This is a genomic window from Mesorhizobium sp. WSM4844, assembly GCF_055811775.1.
Genome location: NZ_JBVVQB010000013.1, coordinates 93,405 through 118,890, shown reverse-complemented (window position 1 = coordinate 118,890; position 25,486 = coordinate 93,405). Strand labels below are relative to the sequence as shown.

Here is a 25,486-nt window from a genome sequence, read left to right as displayed (position 1 = left end):
GGCCTTGGCTTTCATGAGTAGTGGGTCCTCATTGTCGGTCGACAAGCACGACATCGTCGCGCTTGAAGGCGTGACCAAACGGTTTCCCGGCGTCGTCGCCAACGACAGCGTCGATCTGGCGATCCGTCCGGGTGAAGTGCATGTGCTGCTCGGTGAAAACGGCGCCGGAAAATCCACCTTGATCGGCATGCTGTCCGGCCTGCAGCAGCCGGACGAGGGCCGCATACTGGTCGACGGCGAGCCTATCGCGATCACCTCGCCGCGCCATGCGCTGGCGCTCGGCATCGGAACCGTATTCCAGCACATGATGCTGGTGCCGACGCTGACGGTCGCGCAAAACCTGTTGCTCGGCGGCCCGTGGTGGCAGCGGCCGAAGACCGAGGAACTGGAAGCGCGCGTCGCCGAAATCACCAAGGCGCTCGGTATCACGGTCAAGCTGCATGCCAAGGTGTCGGAACTCTCGCTCGGCGAACAGCAGCAGGTCGAGATCCTGCGCGCGATGGTGCGCAACAGCCGGCTTCTGATCCTCGACGAGTCGACCTCGATGCTGACGCCGAAGGGCATCGATGAGCTGGGCGCGCTGATGCGCCGCCTTGTCGAGCAGGGGCTGGCGATCGTCTTCATCACCCATAAGCTCAAGGAGGCGGCGGCCTTCGGCGATCGAATCTCGGTGCTGAAACTCGGCCGCAAGGTCGGCGAAATTCCTCCCGAGCGGTTTCGCGCGCTAGGCGAGCAGGCGATCGTTTCGGAGATCGTCGAATTGATGTTCGGCAAGCAGAAAGACGACCCGGAAGCGTCCGAGCGTCCGGTTCGCACCATTCACGCCGAAGCGGCTCCGCTGCTTCAGGTCCATGAACTCGCGGTCGCACCGACAGACGACGCGCCGGGCCTGTTGTCGATTTCGTTCGACATCCGTCCAGGCGAGCTGCTGGGCATCGCTGGTATCGACGGCAATGGCCAGAAGCAACTGGCGGAGGCGCTGGCCGGCCAGCGGGCGACGGTGAGCGGTTCGGTGCGGCTGCAGGGCGCGCCCATCGAGGCGCTGAGCGTCGGCGAACGCCGTGAGCGAGGCCTTCGCTACCTGACCGACGATCGCCTCGGCGAGGGCACGGTCGGGACTTTTCCGGTCTCGATCAATTTCTTTCTCAAGCAGGTCGGCGCCCCTCCCTTCTGGCGCAACGGCGTCGAGCAGCGCGCTGAAATCGACAAGCGCGCCGCTCAACTGATCCGCGAATACGATGTGCGCACGCCCAGCCTGAAAACGCCGGTCGCCCGACTCTCCGGCGGCAATATCCAGAAGGTGCTGCTGGCGCGCGAACTCGCCGAAGGCGCAAAAGTGGTGATCTTCAACAAGCCGACCTATGGCCTCGATCTCGCCAATACATTGGCTTCGCGCCAGCGAATCCGCGATACGGCGGCACGCAGCCTTGCCGTGCTGCTCATCTCCACCGACCTGGAGGAGTTGCTCAGCATGTGCGACCGCATCGCCGTCATCTCGAACGGCTCGCTGGTCGGCACGGTCGAGAATGTCGGCGATGCCCGCTCCAAGATCGGTCGCTTGATGATCGGACTTGCCGCATGAGCATCGACACCGTCCCAGCCGCCGGCGCAACCGCACTCGATGCCACGGCTGCTGTGGTCACGCGCCGCGATATCCAGCATCGGCTGCTGATGACCATCGGCCCTATACTGGCCGCGCTTATCATCGCCGGCTGCATCCTGCTTGCCGTCGGCGTTGACCCGCTCGCCTATTATGGCTTTGTGCTCGAGAGAGGGCTTTTGTCGCCGCTCGGCATCCAGCAGACGCTGACGCGCATGGCGCCGCTGCTGTTTCTTGCCGCTGGCCTGATCGTGGCCTTTCGCGCCGGCATGTGGAATCTCGGCGGCGATGGCCAGTTCCTGCTCGGCGCGGTAACGGCCGCCGCCAGCGCGCCGCTCTTCGTGGAAGTCATGCCTGCCTGGCTGGCGCTGATTTGCTCGTTTGTCATCGCCATGGCGGTTGCGATGCTCTGGTCGCTGGTGCCGGCCCTATTGCGGGCCTATCAGGGCGTCAACGAGATCATCACCACGCTGATGATGACGTTCCTGGGCACCTCGCTCGCCAATGTGCTGGTCAAGCTGGTGTTTCGCGATCCGGGCACGACCGTGCCGCAGACCCGCACCTTGCCGGTCGAGGACCGGCTGCCGCGTCTGCTCGACACGACCATCACCAGCGGCCTGCTTCTGGGACTGGCGGCGATCATCACCGTACATCTGGTGATGACGCGCACGGCCTTCGGCCTTAAGCTGAGGATCGTCGGGGCCAACCCACGCGCGGCCATCCATGCGGGGCTCGGCGTGCCGAAGCTCACCATTGCCGTCTTCGCCATTTCGGCCGGGCTGGCCGGACTTGCCGGCGCTGTCGATATCCTCGGCGTCCAGGGTAACGTCCGCGCCGACTGGAACCCCGCTTATGGGCTGGCGGTCATTCCCGTCGTGTTCCTCGCCCGCATGAACGGCTTTGCCGCCATCGGTTTCGTGTTCCTGCTTTCGGTGCTGTCGATCGGCGGCGAGAGCGCGGCCCGCCGCCTCGGCGTGCCCAATCATTTCACGCTGGTGCTGGTCTCCATCGTGCTGATCGTGCTCGCGCTCGCCGAATACATCGATCACCGCTACAATCAGTCGCGGAGGGCCTGAAGTTATGACCGGGCTGTTCAGCGAAGTCTTTCTCAGCGCGCTTTTGTTTGGCGCCGTCACCGCGGCGATCCCGCTGCTGCTGGCTGGCCTCGGCGAACAGATGTCCGAAAAGGCCGGCGTGCTCAATATCGGCATCGAAGGCATGATGCTGGCCGGCGCCTATCTCGGCTTCGTCGGCGCCTTCTATTCCGGATCGCTGTGGCTGGGCTTTCTCACCGGCGCCGGCGGCGGTATCGCCGTGGCGCTGGTCATGGCGCTGCTTTGCGTGCGCATCGGTTTGAACCAGATCGTCATCGGCATAGCGCTGACATTGGGACTTGAAGGCCTGACGGCGCTGCTCCACCATTTCCAGTTTTCGCGCAGCTATCCCCGCCTGCCAGCGGTGGATGTGACCGTCATTCCGTTGCTGTCGGGCATTCCGGTGATCGGGCCGGCGTTGTTCAGGCAGCATCTGATCGTCTACCTGGCGGTAGCACTGGTTTTCGCCATGGGCTACATCTATCGGCGCACGCAGCTCGGCCTGAACCTGCAGGCGGCGGGCGACAAGCCGGCCGCGCTTGACGTCGCCGGCATCGACGTCGCACGAACCCGCACCATCGCCGTGCTGACGACTGGAGCGCTGGCAGGGCTTGGCGGCGCCTTTCTCGCCAACGTCGGCGCCGGCCTGTTCATTCCCTTCATCACCAATGGCGCGGGCTTTCTCGGCATCGTGCTGGCCATGCTGGCGCGTGGTCGCCCGGTCTGGGTGCTGTTCGGTGCCTTGTTGTTCGGCGTGTGCCTGTCGCTGACGACAGCCATGCAGGTGGCCGGCATCAACATACCAACCGACGTCATCCAGATGCTGCCGTTCCTGGCGGTGATGATCATGCTGGTTCTGTTCGGCCGGCGGGCCAGCCTGCCGGCAGCGCTCGGCATTCCATACGAGCGCGGCGTGCGCTGATCAGGTTCAGGCGCGGACGGGACCCGCGCCAACAGAGGAGAGAACAAAATGTCGGATACCAAGGTCTACCTGCTCGATGGTGGCTCGCTCGTTCTCGACGGCTATCACGTGTTCTGGAATCGCGGCCCCGGCGGCGAAGTGCGCTTTCCCGTCTATTCGATCCTGATCGAGCATGCCGAGGGCCGATTTCTCATCGACACCGGCTACGACTACGACCACGTCATGAAGGTGCTGCCTTTCGAAAAGCCGATCCAGGAAAAGCACCAGACCATTCCCGGCGCCCTGGCGCTGCTCGGCCTCGAGCCGAAGGATATCGACGTCGTCGTCAACTCGCATTTCCACTTCGACCATTGCGGCGGCAACAAGTATTTTCCGCATGCCAAGAAGATCTGTCATCGCACCGAGGTGCCGCAGGCCTGCAATCCTCAGCCTTTCGAGCACCTTGGCTATTCGGATCTGAGCTTTTCGGCGGAGGCTGCCGAAGCGCGTGGCGCGACCGCGCAATTGCTGGAGGGCACGACGCGGGCCAACTCGACCTTCGAGGGCATCGACGGCGATGTCGAGCTTGCCAGGGGGGTCAAATTGATCTCGACGCCCGGCCATTCTATCGGCCATTACAGCTTGCTGGTCGAATTTCCCAAGCGCAAGCCGATCATGTTCACCATCGATGCGGCCTACACGCAGAAGAGCCTTGAAACGCTGTGCCAGGCGGCCTTCCACATCGACCCGGTGGCGGGTGTCAACTCGATGCGCAAGGTGAAGAAGCTCGCCGAGGATTATGGGGCCGAGCTGATGTATTCGCACGACATGGAAAACTTCAAGACCTATCGGACCGGCACGCAATTCTACGGCTGACCGCCGCCAACGAAGAGACAAAGACCATGCGCTATCTCGAACACGCCGAACCGGTCATCACGCTCACCGCCGGGCCGGTGAACGCCTATCCCGATGTGCTGCGCGGCCTCGGCCGCACCGTGCTCTACGATTACGACCCGGCGTTCCAGCTCTTTTACGAGCGTGTGGTCGACAAGGCGCAGAAGGCGATGCGGCTGTCCAACAAGCCGGTCATTCTGCATGGCGAGCCGGTCCTTGGCCTGGAGGCCGCGGCAGCCTCCCTGATCACGCCCGACGACGTCGTGCTCAACCTTGCCTCGGGAGTCTACGGCAAGGGTTTTGGCTATTGGGCAAAGCGCTATTCGCCGCATCTGCTCGAAATCGAGGTGCCCTATAACGAGGCGATCGACCCGCAGGCGGTTGCGGCAATGCTGGAAGCGCATCCGGAAATCAGCATCGTTTCCGTCTGCCACCACGACACGCCGTCGGGCACCATCAACCCGATCGATGCCATCGGCGCGCTGGTTTCGGCGCATGGCGCCTATCTGATCGTCGACGCCGTTTCGTCCTTCGGCGGCATGAAAACGCATCCGGAGGACTGCAAGGCCGACATTTATGTCACCGGCCCGAACAAATGCCTCGGCGCGCCTCCCGGGCTGACGATGATGGGCGTCAGCGAGCGGGCCTGGGCGAAAATGAAGGCCAATCCATTGGCGCCGCGCGCGTCGATGCTCAGCATCGTCGATTGGGAGCATGCGTGGTCGAAGGACAAGCCGTTTCCGTTCACGCCGTCTGTCGCGGAAGTGAACGGGCTCGACGTCGCGCTCGACCTCTACCTCAATGAGGGACCGGCGGCGGTGTGGGCGCGCCACGCGCTCACCGCCAAGGCCATGCGCGCCGGCGTCGCCGCGCTGGGTCTGTCGATCTGGGCGGCCAGCGACATCATCGCATCGCCGACCACGACTGCCGTCCGGACGCCCGAAGGCATCGACGAGGAGGCGCTTCGCCAGGCTGCGCGCGCCCGTTACGGCGTGGTGTTCTCGTCGGGCCGGGGCGAGACATTGGGCAAGTTGACGCGCATCGGCCATATGGGCCCGACCGCCCAGCCGATCTATGCGATCGCGGCGCTGACGGCACTTGGCGGCGCGATGAATGCTTTGGGCGAAAAGCTCGCGGTCGGCAAAGGCATCGACGCGGCGCTCGCCGTTATCGACGCCGACGCCTGAGATGAAGTCACAGATCACATGGAGCACGGAAATGACTGAACGGCTTGCGGGAAAGACCGCCCTGGTTACCGGGGCCGCACAAGGCATCGGCAAGGCGATCGCCGTGCGCTTGGCCGCCGATGGCGCGACCGTCATCGTCAGCGACATCAATGCGGAAGGCGCCGAAGCGGCGGCGGCGGCGATCGGCGCAAAAGCGAAGGCGATCGCCGCTGACATTTCCGATCCGGCATCCGTCAAGGCGCTGTTCGCCGAGATCCAGGCACTGACCGGTGGCATCGATATCCTGGTCAACAACGCCAGCATCGTGCCCTTCGTCGCCTGGGACGATGTCGACCTCGACCATTGGCGCAAGATCATCGACGTCAATCTGACCGGAACCTTCATCGTCAGCCGCGCGGCAACGGACCAGATGCGTGCCGCCGGCAAGGCCGGCCGGGTGATCAGCATCGCCTCCAACAGCTTCTTTGCCGGCACGCCGAACATGGCGGCCTATGTCGCGGCCAAGGGCGGCGTCATCGGCTTCACCAGGGCGCTCGCCACAGAACTCGGCAAATACAACATCACCGCCAACGCGGTGACGCCGGGCCTGATCGAGAGCGATGGGGTCAAGGCGAGCCCGCACAACGAGGCGTTCGGCTTCGTCGAGATGCTGCAGGCTATGAAAGGCAAAGGGCAGCCGGAACATATCGCCGATGTGGTGTCGTTCCTGGCCTCGGATGACGCACGCTGGATCACCGGCCAGACGCTGAACGTCGACGCCGGCATGGTGCGCCACTAAATCCGCGCGAAACCGGAGACCCGAGATGAAACCTCGGTCCGCAATTGTCGCCCTTACCCTTGCCCTGGTTGCCGGTCCTGACGCGGCAACATCGCAGGAACGCGGCTGTCGCAATCCCGATCCCATCGACACCATAAACGAGATGTTCTCCGCGATCGTCGCCTGTTGGGAGCCGCCGCCCGGAACCGCGGGCATGACCCTGACGCTGCAGTTCTCAATTCGCCGAAACGGCACACTTATCGGCAAGCCTCGCGCCACCTACTCCCGTCTGGGGGATGATGGCAGCCTCAACCGGGCTTTCGTCGCCTCCGTCCTCGAGGCCCTCGACAAGGCTCTGCCACTGCCGGTTTCGGACAGGATGGGTGGGGCGATCGCAGGGCGTTTGCTGTTCCCTCGCTTCACCGCAGCCAGCGGGGATGAATCCTGAAACGCGTCCGGCCTTAAACCGGCGGGTTCTGCGGCTGGAAGAATTTGCCGCGCTCGGCGATCAGCACCATCACCAATGCGCCAAGCGAAACGCTGCAGAATCCGGCGGCCAAGGGCGTCACAGTGCCGTTGAAGGCTTGGCCGATCAGCGTGCCGAGCACGCCGCCGAGGAAGGTCTGCATGAAGCCCAGAATGGACGACGCCGTCCCGGCCAATTGGCCGAGCGGCTCCATGGCGAGTGCGTTGAAATTCGCGCCGAGTGCGCCGAACGGGACCATCGTGCCGGCAAAGAAGGTGATGAAAAGCCAGAGCGGCATCTTCATCTGGATGGAAACGACCAGCCAGGCGAGGCTGATGGCCAGAAACAAGAGCAGCGCGCTTTGCGACAGGCGGCGCATGCCGATGCGTCCGACAAGGCGCGAATTCAGATAGCTCGACAAGGAGAGCACGCCGGCGATCCCTGCGAAAATCACCGGGAACATCTCGCCGACGCCGAAGACGTCGACATAGATCTGCTGCGCCGAGTTGATGAAGCCGAACATCGCACCGAAGGCAAAAGTGCTGGCGAAGGCATAGCATAGCGCGATGCGATTGGTCAGCACGATGCGGAAACCGCCAAGGACGGATGATGCCGTCAGCGGCCGGCGATATTCGGGACGCAGCGTTTCCGGCAGGCGCAGCAGCGCCCACGCCGACACGATCAGCGCCCCTGCGGCCATTGTGATGAAGATCCAGTGCCAGGAGGCAAACAGCATGATGAACTGGCCGATGCCTGGCGCCACCACCGGAATGGCCATGAACACCATGAAGATCAGCGACATCACCTCGGCCATGCGCCGACCGTCGAACGTATCGCGCACTATCGAGACGGCGATGACACGTGTGGCCGCGGCGCCTATGCCTTGCACCACCCGGCACAGGATAAGCGTAGCGAATGTCGGGGCGATCGCCGCCGCACTCGCCGCTGCGACATAGATAACCAGTCCGACGACGAGCGGAGCGCGGCGTCCGAAGCGGTCCGAGATCGGCCCGAAGAAGAGCTGTCCGCCGCCAAAGCCGAGAATGTACGCGGCAATCACATATTGGCGGTGGTTTTCATTTTCCACGCCCAGCGAGGCGCCGATCTGCTGCAGCGCCGGCAGCATGATGTCGATGGCCAGCGAGTTGAGCGCCATCAACGCCGCGCACAGCGCGATGAATTCCCAGCGCGGAATAGGCAAGGTGCTTGCCTGTTGCTGCGCTTCTGCATGCTGATCCACGGCAAAGTCCGATCTTCAAACGAAAAAGCGCCGGCGCACCGGCGCATTCATTCGTCTTGTGCCCCGATACCGGGGAGATAATCAGCTTGGCGAAGTGCCCTAAATGTTCGTCAGGCGGCGCCTTTGACGCTGACGCCCTTTTCGACGAGGAACGTCTGCAGTTCGCCAGCCTGGAACATCTCGCGGACGATGTCGCAACCGCCGACGAACTCACCCTTGACGTAGAGCTGAGGGATCGTCGGCCAGTTGGAGTATTCCTTGATACCTTGCCGCAGCTCGGCCGAGGTCAGCACGTCGACGCCCTTGTAGTCGGCCCCGATATAGTCGAGGATCTGCACGACCTGACCGGAAAATCCGCATTGCGGAAAACCGGGCGTGCCCTTCATGAAGAGAACGACGTCGTTAGCCTTCACTTCGCTGTCGATGTAGTCGTTGATACCGCTCATAGAAAATCCTTTCATGCCCGCGGGAGTCGGGCTCGAAACATTCCCTTTCAAATAAACCCATAGGTTGCCTGAAACAAGACGTTTGCCGCCCTCGTCACGCAAATGGCGCAAAGGATGGCCTGGGCCAAGAGCATCGGACGGCTATTTTCCCAAGCCAGCAAGGCCCCAAAAAAGCTTACTCCGGCACGCTGGTCTGCAGAGCGAGCGCGTGCAGCACGCCGCCCATATTGCCCTTCAGCGCGTCATAGACCATCTGATGCTGCTGGACGCGGCTTTTGCCGCGAAAGCTTTCGGCCACCACTTCGGCCGCATAATGGTCGCCGTCGCCGGCCAGGTCGCGAATCGTCACCTTGGCGTCCGGAATGCCTTCCTTGATCAGCCGTTCGATGTCGTGCGCGTCCATTGCCATGCGAGGATTCCTTGTTCAGATATCATAGATATGATCGAAACGGCGGATGAACCACACCGCAACGACCCCGCTCGATCAAATCAGGGGTCCACGACCTCATTTGCCATGAAGCGAGGAAACCAGGATTCGTGGGCAGCGGTCAATTCGCCGACAGGGATCGCCCGCGCCTCGCCAAGTTTCAGGTCGCGGCCGCCGGTCGAGCCGATCCACGGCGCGAAGATGCCGAGCTTGCTCTGCTGTTCGCGAATAGCGTCCCATTCCTTGCTTTGCGGATCGATCGACAGCGTCAAGAGATAGCGGCCCTGATCCTCGCCGAACCAGACCGGGATCGGGTCGGACCCGACCAGGCCGGGGACGGTTGCGCCGATGCCGGACGCCATCGCCATCTCGGCCAGCGCGACGGCAATGCCGCCATCGGAAACGTCATGCGCTGATGTGACGACGCCGGAGGCGATCAGGGCGCGCACATGGTCGCCGACGCGCTTTTCGTGGTCGAGGTCGACCGGCGGCGGCGGGCCATCGGTGCGGCGATGGATGTCGCGCATATAGGCCGACTGGGCGAGATGCGTTCCCCACATCGACGGCGCGCCGACCAGCAGGATCATCTGGCCCTCGGCGGCAAAGCCGATCCGCGCCATCTGGGACCAGTCGGCGATCAGTCCGACGCCGCCGATGGTCGGCGTCGGCAAGATGCCTTGCCCGTTGGTTTCGTTGTAGAGCGAGACATTGCCGGAGACGATCGGAAAGCCGAGCGCGCGGCAGGCGTCGCCGATGCCTTTCACGGCGCCGACCAACTGGCCCATGATCTCGGGTCGTTCCGGATTACCAAAATTGAGGTTGTCGGTGGCCGCGAGCGGCAGCGCGCCGGTGGCGGTAAGATTGCGCCAGCATTCGGCCACCGCCTGCTTGCCGCCCTCGTAAGGGTCGGCCTCGCAATAGCGCGGCGTCACGTCGGAGGAGAAGGCGAGCGCCTTGGTCGGATGGCCCTCGACGCGCACCACGCCGGCATCGCCGCCCGGAAGCTGCAGCGAATTGCCCTGGATCAGCGTGTCGTATTGTTCCCATACCCAGCGGCGCGAGGACAGGTCGGGCCCGCCAAGCAGTTTCAGCAGCGCCTCGGCGACATCCGCTTGCGGTGCATCGCCGGCCGCCAGCGGCGCCGGCTTCTTCGGCTCGGTCCAGGGACGGTCATATTCCGGCGCCTGGTCGCCAAGGTCCTTGATCGGCAGATTGGCGACTTCGTCGCCCTGGTGCAGCACGCGAAAGCGCAGATCGTCGGTTGTCTTGCCGACGATGGCGAAGTCGAGGCCCCATTTGTGGAAGATCGCCTCGGCTTGCTTTTCCTTTTCGGGGCGCAGCACCATCAGCATGCGCTCCTGGCTCTCCGACAGCATCATCTCATAGGCGCTCATGCGCTCCTCGCGCACCGGCACCTTGTCGAGGTCGAGCTCGATGCCGAGGTCGCCCTTGGCGCCCATCTCGACCGCCGAGCAGGTGAGGCCGGCAGCACCCATGTCCTGGATGGCGATGACGGCGCCGGACGCCATCAGTTCGAGGCAGGCTTCGAGCAGGCATTTTTCGGTGAACGGGTCGCCGACCTGAACGGTGGGCCGCTTCTCGTCGATCCTGTCGTCGAATTCGGCCGAGGCCATGGTGGCGCCGCCGACACCGTCGCGGCCGGTCTTGGCGCCGAGATAGACGACCGGCAGACCGACGCCCTTGGCTTCCGACAGGAAGATCGCATCGGTCTTGGCCAGCCCCGCCGCAAAGGCGTTGACCAGGATGTTGCCATTGTAGCGCGCGTCGAAATTGACTTCGCCGCCGACCGTCGGCACGCCGAACGAATTGCCGTAGCTGCCGACGCCGGCAACGACGCCGGCAACCAGGTGCCTGGTCTTGGGATGGTTCGGCGCGCCGAAGCGCAGCGCGTTCATTGCCGCGATCGGCCGGGCGCCCATGGTGAAGACATCGCGCAGGATGCCGCCGACGCCGGTCGCCGCACCCTGATAGGGCTCGATGAAGGAGGGGTGGTTGTGGCTCTCCATCTTGAAGACGACGCAGTCGCCGTCGCCGATATCGACCACGCCGGCATTCTCGCCCGGGCCCTGGATGACCTGCGGCCCGGTGGTGGGCAGCGTGCGCAGCCACTTTTTCGAGGATTTATACGAGCAGTGCTCGTTCCACATCGCCGAAAAGATGCCGAGCTCGGTAAAGCTCGGCTCGCGCCCGACCAGGTCGAGGATGCGCTGATATTCGTCGGGCTTCAGCCCGTGCGCGGCAATGAGTTCCGGAGTGATCGGCACGGAATTGGAAATGGTCATGGGCGGCAATTTATGTCCTTGGGATCGAGTCCCGTCTTATCGCAAGCTTTGCAGCCGATACACCCATCAAGCGACAAAAACGATGCAGTAGCGAAAGATCGCCACTCGGCCCGCCGGTTTCAAGCCGGTTCAGGAGAAACTGTCGTAGCCGGCGCGGCCCTCGTCCAGCAGCCGCCGGATCACGCCGACACCGCCCGCGATGTCCTCTCGTCGCTCCGGCTGTGAAACGCCAAACCGCACGCCGTGAAAAACCTGCTCGGAACGGCCGGCCTTGAACTCGTCCTCATCGTCGATGAGCACGCCATGTTCGAGACAGGCGTTCTTGAAGGTGCCGGAAAGCCATGGATCGGGCAGGGTGAGCCAGATGAAGGGCACATTGTCTAGTGCGTTGAAGTCGAACCCGGCTAGTGTCTCGCGCACGATCGCCACGCGCGCGTTGATCTCGACGATGCTGCGCTTGCGCATCTCGCTGGCCTGGCCGGACAGAACCAGCCGGCTGCACAGTTCCGCCAGCAGGAAGGGGAGGCCGCCCGTCAGCATCTTGTGAGCGACCCGGATGCGGTGACGATAGGCCGGCGGACAGGCGAGCCAGCCGCCGCGAACGCCGGCCGCAACCGATTTCGACAGGCCGCCGGCGACGATGGTCCGTTCGGGGGCATATTCGGCCAGGAGCGGCGTCGGGTCGTCGGTCAGATCGCCATAGAGATCGTCCTCGATCAGGATGACATTGTATTCGCGCGCGATGCGGGCGATGGCCTCACGGCGCGTTGCCGACAGCGTCACCAATGTAGGGTTCTTGGCCGTCGGCATCAAAAACATCATTTTCGGGTGTTTTTGCGCGCAGACGCGCTCGAAATCCTCCGGATCGAGCCCTTCCGCGTCCGACGTCACCAGCGCGGTGCGGCGGCCGATCAGGCCGGCGCTGCGAGAAATCTGCGAATAGGTGAGGTGCTCGAAGACGATATAGTCGCCGGGCGTGGTCAGCGCGGCAATCGCCGCCATAACCGCGGCATGGGTGCCGAGCGTCGGAACGATGCCATCGGGGCTTGGGCGAAACGAATTTCGCGACAGCCAGCTGCAGCCGGCCTCGACCCAGCGGTTGGGAAAATCCCGCGTATAGCTTGAAATCTCGTACGGATGCTCCTGCGCCGTGCGCGAAAGCACATCGGCGACAATGGCGCCCTGGCCGGTATCAGGCGCAGCCGTGCTGTCGAAGCGCAGCTTGCCGCGAGGCGCATCGATATAGCGCGTGCCTTCCACCTGCGGGTCGGGCGCCAGCAGATCGGTCTTGGTGTCATGCCGGCCAAGCACATAGGTTCCGCGTCCGACTTCGCCGCTCACCAGGCCCCGCTCGCGCAACAATTGGTAGGCCCTGCCGACCGTGCCGACGGTCGTGCCGATGTCGTATGCCAGATCGCGCTGCGGCGGCAATTTTGCCCCGGCGGCGATCAAGCCACGGTCGATGTCCGTTTCGATGGAATCTGCAAGCCGCTGATAGAGCGGCCCGGAGCCGGCGGACAGGTCGGGAAGCCAATTTGTCATGGTGACAATTTTCTATATTGCACCGTTTTGAGAGTCAATACATATGTGACCGGGCAACAAATAGGTACAATCTCGAATTTTGGTAGCAAGAAAATGGCTGCAATCGATACAATCCGTTACATGAGAGCTGGATTGCCCGGAGCCCGCCCGTCAGGCCGTCAAGGCTATGTCCGTCGCTTGGTGCGAATGGTCAACTCACTCGCAAACCGGATCGGCAACTTGCTGGATCGCCGGCGCAGCCGGCTGGTCTTGCTGGAGATGACCGACGATCAGCTCAGGGATATCGGCATCTCGCGTGCCGACGCCCATCGTGAGGGTCTGAGGCCGTTCTGGGACTGAGAATATGTCTCGCGTGCCCCGTCTCGAATAGCGGGGATGGTATCGCGAGCAGACGATGCATTCGCAGACCTTCACTGCATTCTCGCCCCGCGAGTCCCGATGAATATGCTATTGCTGAAAACAGCTAATTCGCCTATTTTCGGGGTAATGAAGGGAAATCATTATGCCGAGTTTCACCCTCACAGATCTCGGTAACAAATCCGGCGAGGTTGTGGAGGCGGCGTTCCGCGGCCCTGTCGACATCACCAAGCGCGGCAAGCGCAAGTTCGTTCTCCTGACGGCGGAGCAGTTCGACCGTCTCGCCGGCCGTAGCGCCCAGCGGGCACACCGTGTCGAGGACCTGTCGGCCGAGGAACGCGAAGAGCTTCTCGCCGGCCTCGATGCCGTCGCCCGCGACGATGACCGGGATGACTGAGCCGGATCACGGACAGATTATTCTCTATTCCTATCTGTGGGCGCGGGAGTATGACCGGGGGGAGGAAAGCGGACGCAAGGCGCGGCCGACCTGCAGGCAGCGGCTCACCGCCCTATGCAGCCGCACCGCAGGCCGGGTTGCCTGTCTGCCAACGCGCGATATCCGAGCCGATGCGTGCGCCGAGCGGTTCGGCCATCAGCGGACCGTACACGTCAACCCGGCGTGAATTGCCCTGTGCCTGCACGACCAGCAACGGCTTTCCGCCATAATGCTTGACCGGAACCAGCAGGAAGCGCGGCGTGCCGGTGAACGAATTCAGCTCGTTGGCCATCTGATAGGGCTTGAAAGCGGGATCCTTGCTAGCGATCCAGCATTTGTGGGCGGCGATCGCCACCTGTTCCATGGCAAGCAGCGCCGCACTCTTGCCCGAAGGCGCCGGCGCGTTCTTCGGCTTCGACTGGCAGGAGGCGAGCACAAGGCCGGCGGCGGCGACAAGAGCGAGGCGGGCGATCGTCTGTCTCGGGCTCATGCGGCGCCTATTTCGAATTCGGAAAAAAGATGAACGCTGAAGATATCAAGCGGCGATGCCAAGCGCACTTTCGAACAGCGCCCGGCCGTCGCTGCCGCCATGCGCCGCTTCGATCAGGTTCTCGGGATGCGGCATCAGGCCGAGCACATTGCCCTGGCCGTTGATGATGCCGGCAATGTCGTTGATCGAGCCGTTGGGATTGGTGCCTTCGGCATAGCGGAACACGACCTGGCCTTCGCCTTCGAGCCTGCGCAGCGTCTCGGCGTTGGCAAAGTAATTGCCGTCATGATGCGCCACCGGCGAGCGGATGATCTGGCCCGGCTGGTAGCGGCGGGTGAACATTGTGTTGGCGTTGGCGATCTGCAGCTTGACCTGTCGGCAGACGAATTTCAGCGACGTGTTGCGCATCAAGGCGCCCGGCAAGAGGCCGGCCTCGACCAGGATCTGGAAGCCGTTGCAGACGCCAATGACCATCACGCCCTTGGCCGCCTTTTCGGCGACCGCCCGCATCACCGGCATGCGCGCCGCAATGGCGCCGCAGCGCAGATAATCGCCGAAGGAGAAGCCACCGGGAATGGCGATCAGGTCGACGTCTGGGATTTCGGTATCGGTCTGCCAGACCGTGACCGGCGGCGTTCCCGAAATCTTGGTCAGCGCCGCGATCATGTCGCGGTCACGGTTGAGGCCCGGGAGAAGAACAACGGCTGATTTCATTTCGGTTCGTAAGGCCTCTGGGCTTCGGCAAGCTCGCGCAGGTCTAAGCGGCGTTCAATATGTTCCAGGCGCTCGTCCTGGCGAGCCAGTACGCCATAAATGTTCTTCACGTCGCCCTCGGTGGCGATGAGATGGCCGCGGATAGAGCCAAGCTCGGACTTTACCTCCCCGAGCGTCAAATCCATCCTGTCCAGACGCGACTGAATGGACTTGAGGACTTCAAATATCAAGCTTCCATCAATCTCGGCCATCTGCCCTCCGGCACAACCTCAGGTAATGGCCACACTATAGTTCTCAATCACCGTATTCGCCAGAAGCTTGTCGCACATGGCTTTGAGATCGGCTTCGGCCTTGGCCTTGTCGCTCTCAGCAAGCTCGACGTCGAAAACCTTGCCCTGCCGAACCTGGCCGACGCCGTCAAAGCCCATCCCGGACAATGCGTGTTCGATCGCCTTGCCTTGCGGGTCGAGCACGCCGTTCTTGAGAGTGACGGTAATGCGGGCCTTGATCACGCTGGACATGCTCCTGTTCGACGTGTTGAGCGGCAAGAAATCTCAGTGCGGCTTGCCTTTGAGGCCATCGGTCGAGGCGACGAGCACCGGCCCGGCGGGACGCGGCGGCTCGTTCTCGTTCATGATGCCGAGGCGGCGGGCGACTTCCTGATAGGCTTCGACCAGACCGCCCATGTCGCGGCGGAATCGATCCTTGTCGAGCTTGTCCTGGGTCGCCACGTCCCACAGACGGCACGAGTCCGGCGAGATCTCGTCGGCAACGACGATGCGCATCATGTCGCCTTCGAACAGCCGGCCACATTCGATCTTGAAGTCGACAAGCTGGATGCCGACGCCCATGAACAAGCCGGAGAGGAAGTCGTTGACGCGGATGGCCAGCGCCATGACGTCGTCGATCTCCTGCGGGCTTGCCCAGCCGAAAGCGGTGATGTGCTCTTCAGACACCATTGGGTCGTCGAGCGCATCGGCCTTGTAATAGAATTCGATGATCGAGCGCGGCAGCACGGTGCCCTCCTCGATGCCTAGACGCTTGGCCAGCGAGCCGGCGGCGACATTGCGCACGACCACCTCGAGCGGGATGATCTCGACTTCCTTGATCAGCTGCTCGCGCATGTTGAGCCGGCGGATGAAATGGGTCGGAATGCCCATCCGGTTGAGATGGTTGAAGATGTGCTCGGAAATGCGGTTGTTGAGCACGCCCTTGCCATCGACGATTTCGTGCTTCTTCTTGTTGAAAGCGGTCGCGTCGTCCTTGAAGAACTGGATCAGTGTTCCCGGCTCAGGGCCCTCATAGAGGATCTTGGCCTTGCCTTCATAAATGCGGCGGCGATTTTTCATCTGATCTTTTCTCTGGATTTCCGGGCAGGCGGCAAGCGACCAGTTCCTGTCCGTACGCCTAAATTAGTGCGGCAACGGTAGGGGTTCAATGCCGGTGTCTATCCCAATCGCAGTGTTTGCTCAATCGGCAAATCCTTTCAATCACCGCTTTCCGGAATGAAATGCCGCAGCGCAGCAAGTGATGTAGCATATTGACCGGCCCGCGGCCTTTTGGTTTGTGCTGGGCAAGACACATATTTCAACTGCCAACCAAATCGGATTTGACCGGAGGGATGCCATGAGCAGCATGAAAGATCGCGAGGAGGGCTTCGAGCGCAAGTTCGTAATCGACGAGGAACTCCGGTTCAAGGCTGCGGCCCGCCGCAACAAGGCGCTCGGCCTGTGGGCCGCCGAAAAGCTCGGCAAGGCCGGGGCCGACGCCGAAGCCTATGCCAGCCAGGTCGTCCTCGCCGATATCGAGGAAGCCGGCGACCACGACGTTTTCCGCAAGATCCGCAAGGATTTCGACGAAGCCGGGGTCGTCCAGTCGGACCACCAGATTCGCCGCACCATGGACGATCTGATGGCGCAGGCAATCGAGCAGATCAAGAACACCTGACCCTTTGCTCTGAGCCAATCGACACGCTGGACCAATCGACCGCCTCGCCCCTCCGGGCGGTTTTTCTTTGCCTTTGCAGCTGTTTCCGGCTGAACTGCATTAGAGTGACGTGCATCCATTCGGAAAGTACGCTCTAAAACTTTGACTCCTCGCGTCGGGCCGACTTTGTCGGCGATTTTGGGCCGATGCGAGGTCGAATAAGGAAGGCGCCCATGTCCCTCAAGTCACGCCTTGCGGCCGATGAAACCTTGTGCACCGCATGGTCCGGCGTGCCTGATGCCCTGACGGTCGAGATTCTTGCCAGACAGGGTTTCGATGCCGTCACCCTCGACATGCAGCATGGCGGACATCATGAGGACAGCGTGCTGCGCGGCCTTGCGCCGCTGCTGGCCGCCAGCAAACCGGCGCTGGTGCGTATTCCGGTCGGCCGCTTCGACATGGCCAGCCGCGCGCTCGATTTCGGCGCCGAGGCGGTGATTGCGCCGATGGTGAATTCGGTGGCGGACGCCAGGCTGTTCGCTGCCGCCATGAAGTATCCGCCGCTCGGCGAGCGTTCCTGGGGCCCGACTTACGCCTTTCCGCGTCATGGCAAGGGCGATTATGCCGACTGGCTGCGCGACAGCAACGCGCGCACCATGGCCTTCGCCATGGTCGAGACGCGCGCCGCGCTCGATGCACTCGACGGCATCCTCGACACGCCGGGTATCGACGGCATCTTCCTAGGCCCATCGGATTTTTCGATTGCCTGGTCGAACGGCGCCGCCGTCAACTCGACGCTCGAAAGCATGATGGAAACAGTCGCCTCGATCGCCGAGCGGACGCGCAAGGCTGGCAAGCATGCCGCGATCTACGTCATCGAGCCGGCCATCGCCGGCCGTGTGGTGTCGATGGGCTACCGGCTGCTGGCGATGGGCTCCGAGCACGCGCTGATCGGGCTGGGGGCAAAAACCCTGCTGAAGAGCGTGAGGGACTCGATAGGCCCCTAAAGGTCGGTCAGGAATTTCGCAAAAGTCATCGAGCCTTCGGGCCAAGGGCCGAAGCCGGCATCGGCGTTGAGATGTCCGGCCTCGCCGGCGTCGATGAACAGCGAGCCCCAGGCGCCGGCAATGTCCTCGGCCACCTCGAACGTGCAGAACGGGTCGTTGCGGCTGGCGATCACCACCGAGGGAAATGCCAGCGGCTCACGCGGATAAGGCCCGAAGGTCATCAGGTGCCTGGGTTTTATCTCTGGATTGGCGACGTCGGGCGGCGCCACGAAGAAGGCTCCGGCGACCCGACGCTGGAACTGCGGCATTGCCTGGATCACGGCGGCGACGCCGAGCGAATGCGCGACGACAACGACCGGTCGCTCGGCCTCGTTGACCGCCTTCGCCACGCTCGCCGTCCAGTCTTCGCGCACTGGCTTCGACCATTCCGCCTGCTCGACGCGCCGCGCCGTCGACAATTTCGATTGCCAGCGGCTCTGCCAATGGTCGGGACCGGAATTGGTGTAGCCCGGCACGATGAGAATGTCTGCATCCCTGACTTTCATGGCGCGCATGTAGCGAGGGACACGGTTTCGTGCAACCGTGATGATGATCGGTGCGATACTCACAAATAGTGAACACCATGTTCGCTTCTTGCCGTCTTGTGTGAACGATCGCGATCGACGATCTGTCATCGGGAAAGGAAACTGCCGTGTACATGAGACCCAGGATTTGGAACTGACACGACGAACAATGGTAGGTAGCGCCGGGCTCCTGGCTTTGGAGATTTCGTCGAAGGCCGCCCAAACGGAGACTTTCATGAGCGAACTGCCCTTTGCCGCCACGACCCCGGTCAGTGTTGCCCGCGTCGCGTTGCGCGCGCGCGATGCCGAAAATCTCGCTGCCTATTATCGCAACGTCGTCGGTCTGCGGGAACTGAGCCGCGCCGGGGGCACGATCACGCTGGGCGCCGCCAATCGTCCCTTGCTCGACATCGAGGCGGATGCAGCGGCGAAGCCCGACGATCCGCGCAGCGCCGGCCTGTTTCACACTGCCTTCCTGCTGCCCAGCCGGGCCGACCTCGGGCGCTGGATCAACCATGCCATCGCCAACAAGATCGGCATCGAAGGCGCATCGGACCATCTGGTCAGCGAGGCACTTTACCTGACCGATCCTGAAGGCAACGGCATCGAGATCTACGCCGACCGCCGCCATGAGGACTGGAAGTGGAATGGTGACAAGATAGCGATGGCGACCGAACGGCTCAACATTTCGTCGGTCGTCGCCGACGTGCCGGCCGGCGATGCCGCCTGGCAGGGCATGCCGGACAACAGCATCATCGGCCATGTCCATCTGCGCGTCGGACGGCCGGAAGACGCCGAGGCCTGGTGGCACCAGGAATTCGGCTTCGATACCATGGCGAAATATGGTGGCGCGGCGGTGTTCCTGTCATCAGGCGGCTACCATCACCACATCGGCGCCAATTCGTGGCAGAGCGCCGGCGCCGGCCGTCGCGATCCTTCCCGGTCCGGCCTCGCCTGGGTCGAAATGCGGTCCGACAACGTGACTGATGCAGCGACGCGCGAGGACCCGTGGGGAACGGTGATCAGGACCGTTCCTGGCAAGGCTTGATTCCTCGAACCTGACGGTGCGCGCTGAGCAGGTGAAGGCTGCGCTAGGCTGGAACACCCCTCATCCGTCTCGGCGCTACGCGCCGATCCACCTTCTCCCACAAGGGGAGAAGGGCGAGCCAGCCGTTTGCGCCTCGGCAAATCTCGCAGTTTGATGGTTGGCGACGAGGTCGATGGCGTCTTACCTTCTCCCCTTGTGGGAGAAGGTGGCCTCGCAAAGCGAGGTCGGATGAGGGGTGCTTGGAGCCGCCGGCTGGGACCGGTCAAATCAAGCTTCTCCGAACACCCGCTTGAAGATCGTGTCGACATGCTTGGTATGATAGCCAAGGTCGAATTTTTCACGAATTTCGGCCTCGGGCAAGGCTGCGGTGACCTCCTTGTCGGCCAAAAGTTCCTCAAGGAAATCAGCGCCTTGCTCCCATACCTTCATGGCGTTTCGCTGCACCAGCCGGTAGGCGTCCTCACGGCTGACGCCGGCCTGGGTCAGCGCCAGCAGCACACGCTGCGAATGCACGAGGCCGCGGAACTTGTTCATGTTCTTCAGCATGTTGTCGGGATAGACGAGCAATCTGTCGATGACACTGGTCAGCCGCGATAGCGCGAAATCGAGCGTAACAGTCGCATCCGGGCCAATCATGCGCTCGACCGACGAATGCGAAATGTCGCGCTCGTGCCAGAGCGCCACGTTCTCCATCGCCGGCATCGCGAACGAACGCACCATGCGCGCAAGCCCGGTGAGGTTTTCGGTCAGCACCGGGTTACGCTTGTGCGGCATCGCTGACGAGCCCTTTTGCCCGGGCGAAAAATACTCTTCGGCCTCCAGCACCTCGGTGCGCTGCAGATGGCGGATTTCTGTCGCCAGCCGTTCGATCGACGAGGCGATGACAGCGAGCGTCGCAAAGAACATCGCATGGCGGTCGCGCGGGATCACCTGCGTCGACACCGGCTCCGGCTTCAATCCGAGTTGCTTCGCCACATGCTCTTCGACATAGGGATCGATATTGGCGAAGGTGCCGACTGCACCTGATATGGCGCATGTCGCAATATCCTCGCGCGCGTGCACCAGCCGCTCGCGGCAGCGCGAGAATTCGGCATAGGCCTGCGCCAGCTTGACGCCGAAGGTGGTCGGCTCGGCATGGATGCCGTGGCTGCGACCGATGGTGACGGTGTCCTTGTGTTCGAAGGCGCGGCGCTTGAGCGCCGCAAGCAGGCCGTCGATGTCGGCCAGAAGGATGTCGCTGGCGCGGGTGAGCTGCACGGCAAAGCAGGTGTCGAGAACGTCCGAGGAGGTCATGCCCTGATGAATGAAGCGGGCGTCCGGCCCGACGAATTCGCCGAGGTGGGTGAGGAAGGCGATGACGTCGTGCTTGGTGACGCGCTCGATCTCGTCGATCGCATCGACGTCGAACTTGGCGGCACCGCCTTTTTCCCAGATGGTTTTGGCGGCCTCCTTCGGGATCACGCCGAGCTCGGCCAGCGCGTCGCAAGCGTGGGCCTCGATCTCGAACCAGATGCGGAACCGGGTTTCGGGCGACCAGATGGCCACCATTTCCGGCCGGGAGTAGCGAGGGATCATCGGTCAGTCCTGACTTGCGAGGGCGTTCGCCCGCGTCGTAACAGAGGCAGACAAAATGCTCAACGCTGCTGCCGCGCAAACCAGATGCTGGCGAGAGCAAGCGCGCTGAAACCGAGCGGAAAATAGAGCCGGATACCCAGCACGATGAATTGATAGAACGCCGTTGCCATGGTGTGCACGAACTGGATGGACCAGCCAATGGTCAGTGCAGGTTCATGCCACTGGGCATAGTATGAACGGTATTGCAGCGCAAAGAGCCCACCGGTGAAGCCGATCGTGGTGGCAAGAAGGCAGACAAACGCGGCCGCCAAGGCTACTTGCCAATGCCGCCCGAGCGAGACGAGCCGCGCCAGGAACAGACCAACCGGAAAGGCGAGCGCACCGCCCGCCGCATAGAGCAACGAGACGAAGCGGATATTTGCCGGGGTCACCCAGTCGTCCAGCAGCAGATTGACAAGTGCGCTGGCGCCCATCGCGGCGGCCCACAGCAGGGCGCCGCAAACTGCGGCGGACGGCGACGGCAAGGCCTTGCGGATGCGATCCAGGACGCCGTTGCGTATGGCGGGGAGCGACGTCACAGCCGGCCGGTCACCGCGATCCAGCGATAGTCAGGCCCTTCGAAGCCGTACTGGCGCACCGCGATCAGCACGGCATAGGCGCTGAGGCCCTGCATGGAAAATGTCTGCACCGCGCCGATTCGATAGCCGTTCGGGCAGCCTCTGCTTTTGGGGATCGACTTGTCTTCCTGCAGGAGTTCAGTCTTGCCGCCGCCTTTCGCCTCGATGCGCAACAGGCGAAAGCCGTTGATCTCGCCAAGGTTTTGGCAGGTTTCGGTATGGTTCATGCCGATCTCGTCGAGTCGGAACTCGAGCGGATCATCGACCGGCGAAAAGATCGGCCGCGGGTTGACCACCATGCGGAACGGATCGGCCGAAAGCTCGGTCACCGGGTTGGAGCCGGCGGTGATGCCGCGATTCGCCGTCAATTCCGCCTGTTTGATGATAGCTTCACCTTTCTGCCGGGCTGCAAGGCGCGCCGCGTCGAGCGTTGCGTTCTCGTCGTCAAGCCGCACCCTGATCGGCGTGCCCTTGAGAAAACTGTCGTCGGCGGTGTTGATGTAATAGCGATTGGCATAGGGAAACCCCGACCCGTCCTGGACACCATACTCCTCGAAGGCGAAGGCGCCGCCATCCCCAGTGAAGCCGAGGATTTCAAGCTCGGCAACATCGCCGGCATGCGCGGCGAGCGAAGTTGCAAACTGGGCAAGGAGGGACACAGCAAACAGGACGAGAATTCGCATCGGATTTCCGTTTGAGCAGCCAGCGTTGTTTCGATCACTATCACGACATCGTCAAAACGTCGTGCCCTCTGAGACGCAACCCGATGCATCCAATCGTGCCGTCATTTGTTTATGTTGGCAGCTTGAAATGGAGAACAACCCACAATGACCGATGCAGCCAGCATTCGCGAACATATGGAAGTGATCGGCGCCGACGGCGTCCATGTCGGCACTGTCGACAAAGTTGAGGGACACCGAATCAAGCTGACCAAGCGCGACAGCGGCGAGGGCGCCCACAGGGGGCATCACCACTTCATTCCGCTCAGCCTCGTAGCCGAAGTCGAGGGCCAGAAAGTCCGGCTGTCGGCAAATTCGGATGTCGCGGTCACGTTCGAGGAGGAAAAATCCGACCCCACCTGATGACGGGCCACGGCAGCCCGCATTCAGCGCGACGACCAGACCGGAAACAGGTCGCCATCGGCGGGCGTTGCGGCAAAGACGCCGCGGCTGATGGCGCGCGCCATGGTGGCGCCGGCCGCGGCGTAAAGCTCGATGGCGTCGTTGGGCGCGAGCTCGATGCCGCTCTTGCCGGTCGCCAGCGCGAAAACCAGATCGCCGTCGGCTGGCGTATGTGTCGGCCAAATGGCGCGCACGAAGCCGTCATGCGCTGATATCGCCAGGCGTTTTGCGGCGGCCTTGGTGAGAAGGGCGTCCGTGGCGATGACGGCGATGGTCGTGTTGCCTCCGACGTGCTTGTCGCGAAATTTCAGCAGGATCCTTTTCGCGTCCTTCGGCATCGGCGTGGGATAACCGAGTCCACCGAACTCGTCGCCGATCTCGAAGGGCGCTGCCCAGAAGTGCCTGCTTCGGGCGATCGTCACCGAGCCGGTCGGATTGACGGCGACGAGTGCGCCGATGGTGACGCCGCTGTCGAGCATCGTCGAGGCCGATCCGAGGCCGCCCTTGAGGCCGGAACTCAGGGCACCGGTGCCCGCGCCGACCGTGCCGAGCGGAAAATCGATGCCGACTGCCTGTGCCGCCTCATAGCCGAGATCGCGGTAGGGCGGATAGCGGCCCCAGTCCTTGTCGCCGCCGTTGCGCAGGTCGAACAGGATCGCCGCCGGCACGATCGGCACGCGAAAGCCGCCGACCTCCACGCCGATGCCGTTTTCGCGTAGTGCCGCCTGCACGCCGGAGGCGGCATCGAGACCGAACGCCGAGCCGCCCGAAAGCACCACGGCATGGATCGCCTCGATCGAATTGTGCGGCTCGAGCAGGTCGGTCTCGCGGGTGCCCGGCGCACCGCCCAGGATCTGCACACCGGCCACTGCCGGCTCGTCGCAGACGATGGTGGTCACCCCGGACTTCAGCCTCGCATCGGAAGCGTTGCCGACACGCAGGCCGGCGACATCGGTGATGAGATTGCGCGGCCCGGTGCGAAACATCATTTGGCCTCCGCCGGCACGAAATTTGCGCCGTTGAAACGGAAGACCCGATATAGGTTTTCGGTCAAGTCGCCCTTGCCGTCAAAGCGGATCGGTCCGATCGCGGTGCTGAAGTCATGCGCGGCGAGCGCATCGGCCAGTGGCTTGCCGGGGGGTTCCGCCAAGGCTGTCGCCGCCTTGGCGATCTCGACCGCTGCATAGGCCGGCAGCGTGTAGCCCTCCGGCACGATCTTTTGTGCGGCAAAGCTTTCGAGCACCTCGGAGTCGGCGACATCGGCCCATTCGGGCGGCGCAAACATCAGCGTGCCCGTGGCATAAGGCACGTCGCCGGGCGCTGTGCGCAGCGCTTCGCCGCCGGCAAAAACGATGCCGGCATCGAGTTGGCCGGCGTCGCGGCCCATGATGGCGATGTCTTCGCCGTCGCCGCCGGCGAAGACATGCGTTGCGCCGGCCTTCCTCAGCCGCCCGATCAGCCCGATCTGGTTGTCGAGCTGCGGCCTGAATGTGTCGACGAACACCGGTTTCAGCGCCGCCTGCTCGGCTGCCGCCCGAAGCGTCTCGGCGATTTCGCGGCCGTAAATCGTGCCGTCGTCGATGATGGCGAACAGCTCGTTCTGCCATTGGCGGGTGAGATTGATGGCGACGGCGTTGCGCTCGTCATCGCCACGCGGCCCAAGCCGAAAGATCGGCCAGCCGGTCTTGGCGCGCCGGTCGGTCAGGCTTTCGGTGCGCACGCCAACGGTGATGACCGGTATGTCGGCGTCCTTCAGGATCGGCAGTGCCGCCTCGATCGCCTCGGTGCAGAGGAAGCCGACGACCACGCCGACCTTCGCCGCAACGAATTCCCTCGCCGCGGCAGCCCCGCCATCGGCCGTGCAGGCGTCGTCGACAACCTTGAGTTGAGCACCGTTTGCCGCTGCTGCCAGGCCGGCGCCCGCCTCGATCTGCTTGCCGAGGGTCGCCGACGGCCCGGACAGTGGTGCCGCGACACCGACCAGCAGCGTCTCAGCGTTCGCATCACCGGCGAGAGACAGCCAGGCCAGCACCGTTATTGTCGTTGTCGTGCCTATTGTCCGGGGTCGCATGCGAGCGAAGATTTCCTCCGCGCCGGTCGCGTGTTTGCCGGCGCCACTTCCTGCCAAGACCTAAAGGCTGGTCAGCTTTCACGCAACACGCGAAATTCAGGATGCATGTCAACCACTTCGCTTGTGGCATGCAATATGCCGCCATATATAACGGTTGGGTTCATCTCGCTTCAAACCAATGGAAATCGCCGGTGCTGAAGAAGAACGACATAGGGCCGCAGGCCTATCGCGACGCGATGGCCCATTTTGCCGGCCACGTCCATGTGGTCACCACCGATGGTTCCGCCGGCAGGCGGGGTGCGACTGTCATTGCAGCCTGTTCGGTGTCGGACACGCCGCCGACCGTCCTGGTCTGCCTCAATCGCGAAAATCCCAAGAACGAGCCGTTCGTGAAGAATGGCAGGTTCGCCTTGAACGCGCTGGCTTCGGACCAGGAGGCGCTGTCGGTCGGCTTTTCCGGCCTCACCGGCCTGCCCGTCGAGGAACGCTTCGCGCTCGGCGAGTGGGATATGATCTCGACCGGCGCGCCGACACTGAAGGGCGCGCTTGCCGTGTTCGACTGCGAACTGATCGATACCAAGGATCTGGCCACCCACCGTGTGCTTTTTGGCAAGGTGACAGGCCTGCGTATCGGCGATAATTTGCGGCCGCTGATCTATCACGACCGCGGCTATCACGCTCTGTAGAGGCTCTGGATGGGCCGC

30 protein-coding genes are annotated in these 25,486 nt (G+C 63.0%); 14 read left to right on the top strand and 16 right to left on the bottom strand.

What is annotated here, in order from left to right:
- Nucleotides 1-13 precede the first annotated feature (13 nt).
- From AC0L2A_RS13570 to AC0L2A_RS13540, 7 genes are read left to right on the top strand one after another with little or no spacing between them, the layout of a single operon-like run.
- Complete coding sequence (locus tag AC0L2A_RS13570) at nt 14-1,582, top strand: putative B6 ABC transporter ATP-binding protein (protein ID WP_473609225.1); 1,569 nt, start codon at nt 14-16, stop codon at nt 1,580-1,582.
- Nucleotides 1,579-2,676 carry a putative B6 ABC transporter permease subunit 2 gene (locus tag AC0L2A_RS13565; protein ID WP_473481726.1) on the top strand — a complete coding sequence of 366 codons (1,098 nt, stop codon included), beginning with the start codon at nt 1,579-1,581 and terminating at the stop codon, nt 2,674-2,676. The genes AC0L2A_RS13570 and AC0L2A_RS13565 overlap by 4 nt, the downstream gene beginning before the upstream one ends.
- A 4-nt stretch (nt 2,677-2,680) precedes the next feature.
- Nucleotides 2,681-3,616, top strand: a complete 936-nt coding sequence (locus AC0L2A_RS13560; RefSeq protein WP_473519571.1) for a putative B6 ABC transporter permease subunit 1 — start codon at nt 2,681-2,683, stop codon at nt 3,614-3,616.
- 48 nt (nt 3,617-3,664) lie between these two features.
- The gene (pldA, locus tag AC0L2A_RS13555; RefSeq protein ID WP_091591383.1) at nt 3,665-4,471 is read left to right on the top strand and encodes a 4-pyridoxolactonase; all 807 of its coding nucleotides are present in this window, start codon (nt 3,665-3,667) and stop codon (nt 4,469-4,471) included.
- Nucleotides 4,472-4,497: 26 nt separating this feature from the next.
- A complete protein-coding gene (ppaT, locus tag AC0L2A_RS13550; RefSeq protein ID WP_473609223.1) occupies nt 4,498-5,676 on the top strand; it encodes a pyridoxamine--pyruvate transaminase in 1,179 nt (392 codons plus the stop codon).
- Nucleotides 5,677-5,707: 31 nt separating this feature from the next.
- Nucleotides 5,708-6,454, top strand: coding sequence for a pyridoxal 4-dehydrogenase, SDR-type (pldH, locus tag AC0L2A_RS13545; RefSeq protein ID WP_473609222.1), 747 nt, complete (start codon nt 5,708-5,710; stop codon nt 6,452-6,454).
- Between the two features lie 25 nt (nt 6,455-6,479).
- A complete protein-coding gene (locus AC0L2A_RS13540; RefSeq protein WP_473516265.1) occupies nt 6,480-6,881 on the top strand; it encodes a hypothetical protein in 402 nt (133 codons plus the stop codon).
- 13 nt (nt 6,882-6,894) lie between these two features.
- On the opposite strand, the gene AC0L2A_RS13535 is transcribed toward AC0L2A_RS13540, so the two are convergent.
- From AC0L2A_RS13535 to AC0L2A_RS13515, 5 genes are all read right to left on the bottom strand, one after another.
- Nucleotides 6,895-8,139: a multidrug effflux MFS transporter gene (locus tag AC0L2A_RS13535; RefSeq protein WP_473609221.1), complete on the bottom strand. Its 1,245-nt coding sequence runs from the start codon at nt 8,137-8,139 to the stop codon at nt 6,895-6,897.
- Between the two features lie 110 nt (nt 8,140-8,249).
- Complete coding sequence (grxD, locus tag AC0L2A_RS13530; RefSeq protein WP_023798253.1) at nt 8,250-8,585, bottom strand: Grx4 family monothiol glutaredoxin; 336 nt, start codon at nt 8,583-8,585, stop codon at nt 8,250-8,252.
- 175 nt (nt 8,586-8,760) lie between these two features.
- Nucleotides 8,761-8,994 carry a BolA/IbaG family iron-sulfur metabolism protein gene (locus AC0L2A_RS13525; RefSeq protein ID WP_023798252.1) on the bottom strand — a complete coding sequence of 78 codons (234 nt, stop codon included), beginning with the start codon at nt 8,992-8,994 and terminating at the stop codon, nt 8,761-8,763.
- Nucleotides 8,995-9,074: 80 nt separating this feature from the next.
- A complete protein-coding gene (gene purL, locus AC0L2A_RS13520) occupies nt 9,075-11,315 on the bottom strand; it encodes a phosphoribosylformylglycinamidine synthase subunit PurL (RefSeq protein ID WP_473609220.1) in 2,241 nt (746 codons plus the stop codon).
- 129 nt (nt 11,316-11,444) lie between these two features.
- Entirely contained in the window at nt 11,445-12,857 is a 1,413-nt protein-coding gene (locus AC0L2A_RS13515; protein ID WP_473481737.1) for an aminotransferase-like domain-containing protein, read from the bottom strand.
- Nucleotides 12,858-12,950: 93 nt separating this feature from the next.
- On the opposite strand from AC0L2A_RS13515, the gene AC0L2A_RS13510 reads away from it, so the two are divergent.
- Nucleotides 12,951-13,196, top strand: coding sequence for a DUF1127 domain-containing protein (locus AC0L2A_RS13510; protein WP_287247473.1), 246 nt, complete (start codon nt 12,951-12,953; stop codon nt 13,194-13,196).
- A gap of 163 nt (nt 13,197-13,359) precedes the next feature.
- Complete coding sequence (locus tag AC0L2A_RS13505) at nt 13,360-13,611, top strand: type II toxin-antitoxin system Phd/YefM family antitoxin (protein WP_473609218.1); 252 nt, start codon at nt 13,360-13,362, stop codon at nt 13,609-13,611.
- A gap of 112 nt (nt 13,612-13,723) precedes the next feature.
- Here AC0L2A_RS13505 and AC0L2A_RS13500 read toward each other — a convergent pair whose 3' ends face one another.
- Genes AC0L2A_RS13500 through purC form a run of 5 tightly spaced genes read right to left on the bottom strand, consistent with a single transcriptional unit; the run spans nt 13,724 to nt 16,203 of the window.
- Nucleotides 13,724-14,140 (bottom strand): hypothetical protein, encoded by a 417-nt coding sequence (locus AC0L2A_RS13500; RefSeq protein WP_473516260.1) that lies wholly within the window; start codon nt 14,138-14,140, stop codon nt 13,724-13,726.
- A gap of 45 nt (nt 14,141-14,185) precedes the next feature.
- Nucleotides 14,186-14,854, bottom strand: coding sequence for a phosphoribosylformylglycinamidine synthase subunit PurQ (gene purQ / locus AC0L2A_RS13495; RefSeq protein WP_473516259.1), 669 nt, complete (start codon nt 14,852-14,854; stop codon nt 14,186-14,188).
- A complete protein-coding gene (locus AC0L2A_RS13490) occupies nt 14,851-15,105 on the bottom strand; it encodes a hypothetical protein (RefSeq protein ID WP_091591367.1) in 255 nt (84 codons plus the stop codon). The genes purQ and AC0L2A_RS13490 overlap by 4 nt, the downstream gene beginning before the upstream one ends.
- An 18-nt stretch (nt 15,106-15,123) precedes the next feature.
- Nucleotides 15,124-15,366: a phosphoribosylformylglycinamidine synthase subunit PurS gene (gene purS, locus AC0L2A_RS13485; RefSeq protein ID WP_023798246.1), complete on the bottom strand. Its 243-nt coding sequence runs from the start codon at nt 15,364-15,366 to the stop codon at nt 15,124-15,126.
- A gap of 42 nt (nt 15,367-15,408) precedes the next feature.
- Nucleotides 15,409-16,203: a phosphoribosylaminoimidazolesuccinocarboxamide synthase gene (purC, locus tag AC0L2A_RS13480; protein WP_023798245.1), complete on the bottom strand. Its 795-nt coding sequence runs from the start codon at nt 16,201-16,203 to the stop codon at nt 15,409-15,411.
- 277 nt (nt 16,204-16,480) lie between these two features.
- On the opposite strand from purC, the gene AC0L2A_RS13475 reads away from it, so the two are divergent.
- Nucleotides 16,481-16,801 (top strand): DUF1476 domain-containing protein, encoded by a 321-nt coding sequence (locus tag AC0L2A_RS13475; RefSeq protein WP_091591813.1) that lies wholly within the window; start codon nt 16,481-16,483, stop codon nt 16,799-16,801.
- 212 nt (nt 16,802-17,013) lie between these two features.
- Complete coding sequence (locus AC0L2A_RS13470) at nt 17,014-17,787, top strand: HpcH/HpaI aldolase family protein (RefSeq protein ID WP_473609217.1); 774 nt, start codon at nt 17,014-17,016, stop codon at nt 17,785-17,787.
- Here AC0L2A_RS13470 and AC0L2A_RS13465 read toward each other — a convergent pair.
- Nucleotides 17,784-18,332 (bottom strand): RBBP9/YdeN family alpha/beta hydrolase, encoded by a 549-nt coding sequence (locus AC0L2A_RS13465; RefSeq protein ID WP_473507733.1) that lies wholly within the window; start codon nt 18,330-18,332, stop codon nt 17,784-17,786. The two genes, AC0L2A_RS13470 and AC0L2A_RS13465, sit on opposite strands and share 4 nt — an antisense overlap.
- Nucleotides 18,333-18,585: 253 nt before the next feature.
- On the opposite strand from AC0L2A_RS13465, the gene AC0L2A_RS13460 reads away from it, so the two are divergent.
- Nucleotides 18,586-19,398: a VOC family protein gene (locus tag AC0L2A_RS13460; RefSeq protein WP_473609216.1), complete on the top strand. Its 813-nt coding sequence runs from the start codon at nt 18,586-18,588 to the stop codon at nt 19,396-19,398.
- 267 nt (nt 19,399-19,665) lie between these two features.
- Here the strand turns inward: AC0L2A_RS13460 and purB are convergent, their stop codons facing one another.
- Genes purB through AC0L2A_RS13445 form a run of 3 tightly spaced genes read right to left on the bottom strand, consistent with a single transcriptional unit; the run spans nt 19,666 to nt 22,273 of the window.
- Entirely contained in the window at nt 19,666-20,973 is a 1,308-nt protein-coding gene (gene purB / locus AC0L2A_RS13455; protein ID WP_473609214.1) for an adenylosuccinate lyase, read from the bottom strand.
- A gap of 59 nt (nt 20,974-21,032) precedes the next feature.
- Nucleotides 21,033-21,551, bottom strand: coding sequence for a hypothetical protein (locus AC0L2A_RS13450; protein ID WP_473609213.1), 519 nt, complete (start codon nt 21,549-21,551; stop codon nt 21,033-21,035).
- On the bottom strand, nt 21,548-22,273 hold the full coding sequence (locus AC0L2A_RS13445) for a DUF2259 domain-containing protein (protein ID WP_473609212.1): 726 nt from the start codon (nt 22,271-22,273) through the stop codon (nt 21,548-21,550). Before AC0L2A_RS13445 ends, AC0L2A_RS13450 begins: the two co-directional genes overlap by 4 nt.
- Before the next feature lie 144 nt (nt 22,274-22,417).
- Between AC0L2A_RS13445 and AC0L2A_RS13440 the strand changes: the two genes are divergently transcribed.
- On the top strand, nt 22,418-22,672 hold the full coding sequence (locus AC0L2A_RS13440) for a DUF2171 domain-containing protein (RefSeq protein ID WP_128246624.1): 255 nt from the start codon (nt 22,418-22,420) through the stop codon (nt 22,670-22,672).
- Between the two features lie 23 nt (nt 22,673-22,695).
- On the opposite strand, the gene AC0L2A_RS13435 is transcribed toward AC0L2A_RS13440, so the two are convergent.
- Complete coding sequence (locus tag AC0L2A_RS13435) at nt 22,696-23,697, bottom strand: P1 family peptidase (protein ID WP_473609249.1); 1,002 nt, start codon at nt 23,695-23,697, stop codon at nt 22,696-22,698.
- Nucleotides 23,697-24,782 carry a branched-chain amino acid ABC transporter substrate-binding protein gene (locus AC0L2A_RS13430; protein ID WP_473609210.1) on the bottom strand — a complete coding sequence of 362 codons (1,086 nt, stop codon included), beginning with the start codon at nt 24,780-24,782 and terminating at the stop codon, nt 23,697-23,699. The genes AC0L2A_RS13435 and AC0L2A_RS13430 overlap by 1 nt, the downstream gene beginning before the upstream one ends.
- A 191-nt stretch (nt 24,783-24,973) precedes the next feature.
- Here AC0L2A_RS13430 and AC0L2A_RS13425 point away from each other — a divergent pair, with 191 nt between their 5' ends.
- Entirely contained in the window at nt 24,974-25,468 is a 495-nt protein-coding gene (locus AC0L2A_RS13425; protein ID WP_473494250.1) for a flavin reductase, read from the top strand.
- Nucleotides 25,469-25,486: the final 18 nt, after the last annotated feature.

What these genes read in the sequence shown, in the direction of transcription:
- AC0L2A_RS13440 (WP_128246624.1), top strand. Translation starts at nt 22,418, where the DNA reads ATGACCGATGCAGCCAGCATTCGCGAACATATGGAAGTGATCGGCGCC.
- AC0L2A_RS13475 (WP_091591813.1), top strand. Translation starts at nt 16,481, where the DNA reads ATGAGCAGCATGAAAGATCGCGAGGAGGGCTTCGAGCGCAAGTTCGTA.
- AC0L2A_RS13565 (WP_473481726.1), top strand. Translation starts at nt 1,579, where the DNA reads ATGAGCATCGACACCGTCCCAGCCGCCGGCGCAACCGCACTCGATGCC.
- AC0L2A_RS13435 (WP_473609249.1), bottom strand. Translation starts at nt 23,697, where the DNA reads ATGTTTCGCACCGGGCCGCGCAATCTCATCACCGATGTCGCCGGCCTG.
- AC0L2A_RS13460 (WP_473609216.1), top strand. Translation starts at nt 18,586, where the DNA reads ATGAGCGAACTGCCCTTTGCCGCCACGACCCCGGTCAGTGTTGCCCGC.
- pldA (WP_091591383.1), top strand. Translation starts at nt 3,665, where the DNA reads ATGTCGGATACCAAGGTCTACCTGCTCGATGGTGGCTCGCTCGTTCTC.
- pldH (WP_473609222.1), top strand. Translation starts at nt 5,708, where the DNA reads ATGACTGAACGGCTTGCGGGAAAGACCGCCCTGGTTACCGGGGCCGCA.
- AC0L2A_RS13500 (WP_473516260.1), bottom strand. Translation starts at nt 14,140, where the DNA reads ATGAGCCCGAGACAGACGATCGCCCGCCTCGCTCTTGTCGCCGCCGCC.
- AC0L2A_RS13470 (WP_473609217.1), top strand. Translation starts at nt 17,014, where the DNA reads ATGTCCCTCAAGTCACGCCTTGCGGCCGATGAAACCTTGTGCACCGCA.
- AC0L2A_RS13515 (WP_473481737.1), bottom strand. Translation starts at nt 12,857, where the DNA reads ATGACAAATTGGCTTCCCGACCTGTCCGCCGGCTCCGGGCCGCTCTAT.
- AC0L2A_RS13505 (WP_473609218.1), top strand. Translation starts at nt 13,360, where the DNA reads ATGCCGAGTTTCACCCTCACAGATCTCGGTAACAAATCCGGCGAGGTT.
- purQ (WP_473516259.1), bottom strand. Translation starts at nt 14,854, where the DNA reads ATGAAATCAGCCGTTGTTCTTCTCCCGGGCCTCAACCGTGACCGCGAC.
- AC0L2A_RS13510 (WP_287247473.1), top strand. Translation starts at nt 12,951, where the DNA reads ATGGCTGCAATCGATACAATCCGTTACATGAGAGCTGGATTGCCCGGA.
- purL (WP_473609220.1), bottom strand. Translation starts at nt 11,315, where the DNA reads ATGACCATTTCCAATTCCGTGCCGATCACTCCGGAACTCATTGCCGCG.
- AC0L2A_RS13465 (WP_473507733.1), bottom strand. Translation starts at nt 18,332, where the DNA reads ATGAAAGTCAGGGATGCAGACATTCTCATCGTGCCGGGCTACACCAAT.
- AC0L2A_RS13445 (WP_473609212.1), bottom strand. Translation starts at nt 22,273, where the DNA reads ATGCGAATTCTCGTCCTGTTTGCTGTGTCCCTCCTTGCCCAGTTTGCA.
- purC (WP_023798245.1), bottom strand. Translation starts at nt 16,203, where the DNA reads ATGAAAAATCGCCGCCGCATTTATGAAGGCAAGGCCAAGATCCTCTAT.
- grxD (WP_023798253.1), bottom strand. Translation starts at nt 8,585, where the DNA reads ATGAGCGGTATCAACGACTACATCGACAGCGAAGTGAAGGCTAACGAC.
- AC0L2A_RS13570 (WP_473609225.1), top strand. Translation starts at nt 14, where the DNA reads ATGAGTAGTGGGTCCTCATTGTCGGTCGACAAGCACGACATCGTCGCG.
- AC0L2A_RS13560 (WP_473519571.1), top strand. Translation starts at nt 2,681, where the DNA reads ATGACCGGGCTGTTCAGCGAAGTCTTTCTCAGCGCGCTTTTGTTTGGC.
- AC0L2A_RS13430 (WP_473609210.1), bottom strand. Translation starts at nt 24,782, where the DNA reads ATGCGACCCCGGACAATAGGCACGACAACGACAATAACGGTGCTGGCC.
- ppaT (WP_473609223.1), top strand. Translation starts at nt 4,498, where the DNA reads ATGCGCTATCTCGAACACGCCGAACCGGTCATCACGCTCACCGCCGGG.
- AC0L2A_RS13525 (WP_023798252.1), bottom strand. Translation starts at nt 8,994, where the DNA reads ATGGCAATGGACGCGCACGACATCGAACGGCTGATCAAGGAAGGCATT.
- AC0L2A_RS13540 (WP_473516265.1), top strand. Translation starts at nt 6,480, where the DNA reads ATGAAACCTCGGTCCGCAATTGTCGCCCTTACCCTTGCCCTGGTTGCC.
- purB (WP_473609214.1), bottom strand. Translation starts at nt 20,973, where the DNA reads ATGATCCCTCGCTACTCCCGGCCGGAAATGGTGGCCATCTGGTCGCCC.
- AC0L2A_RS13490 (WP_091591367.1), bottom strand. Translation starts at nt 15,105, where the DNA reads ATGGCCGAGATTGATGGAAGCTTGATATTTGAAGTCCTCAAGTCCATT.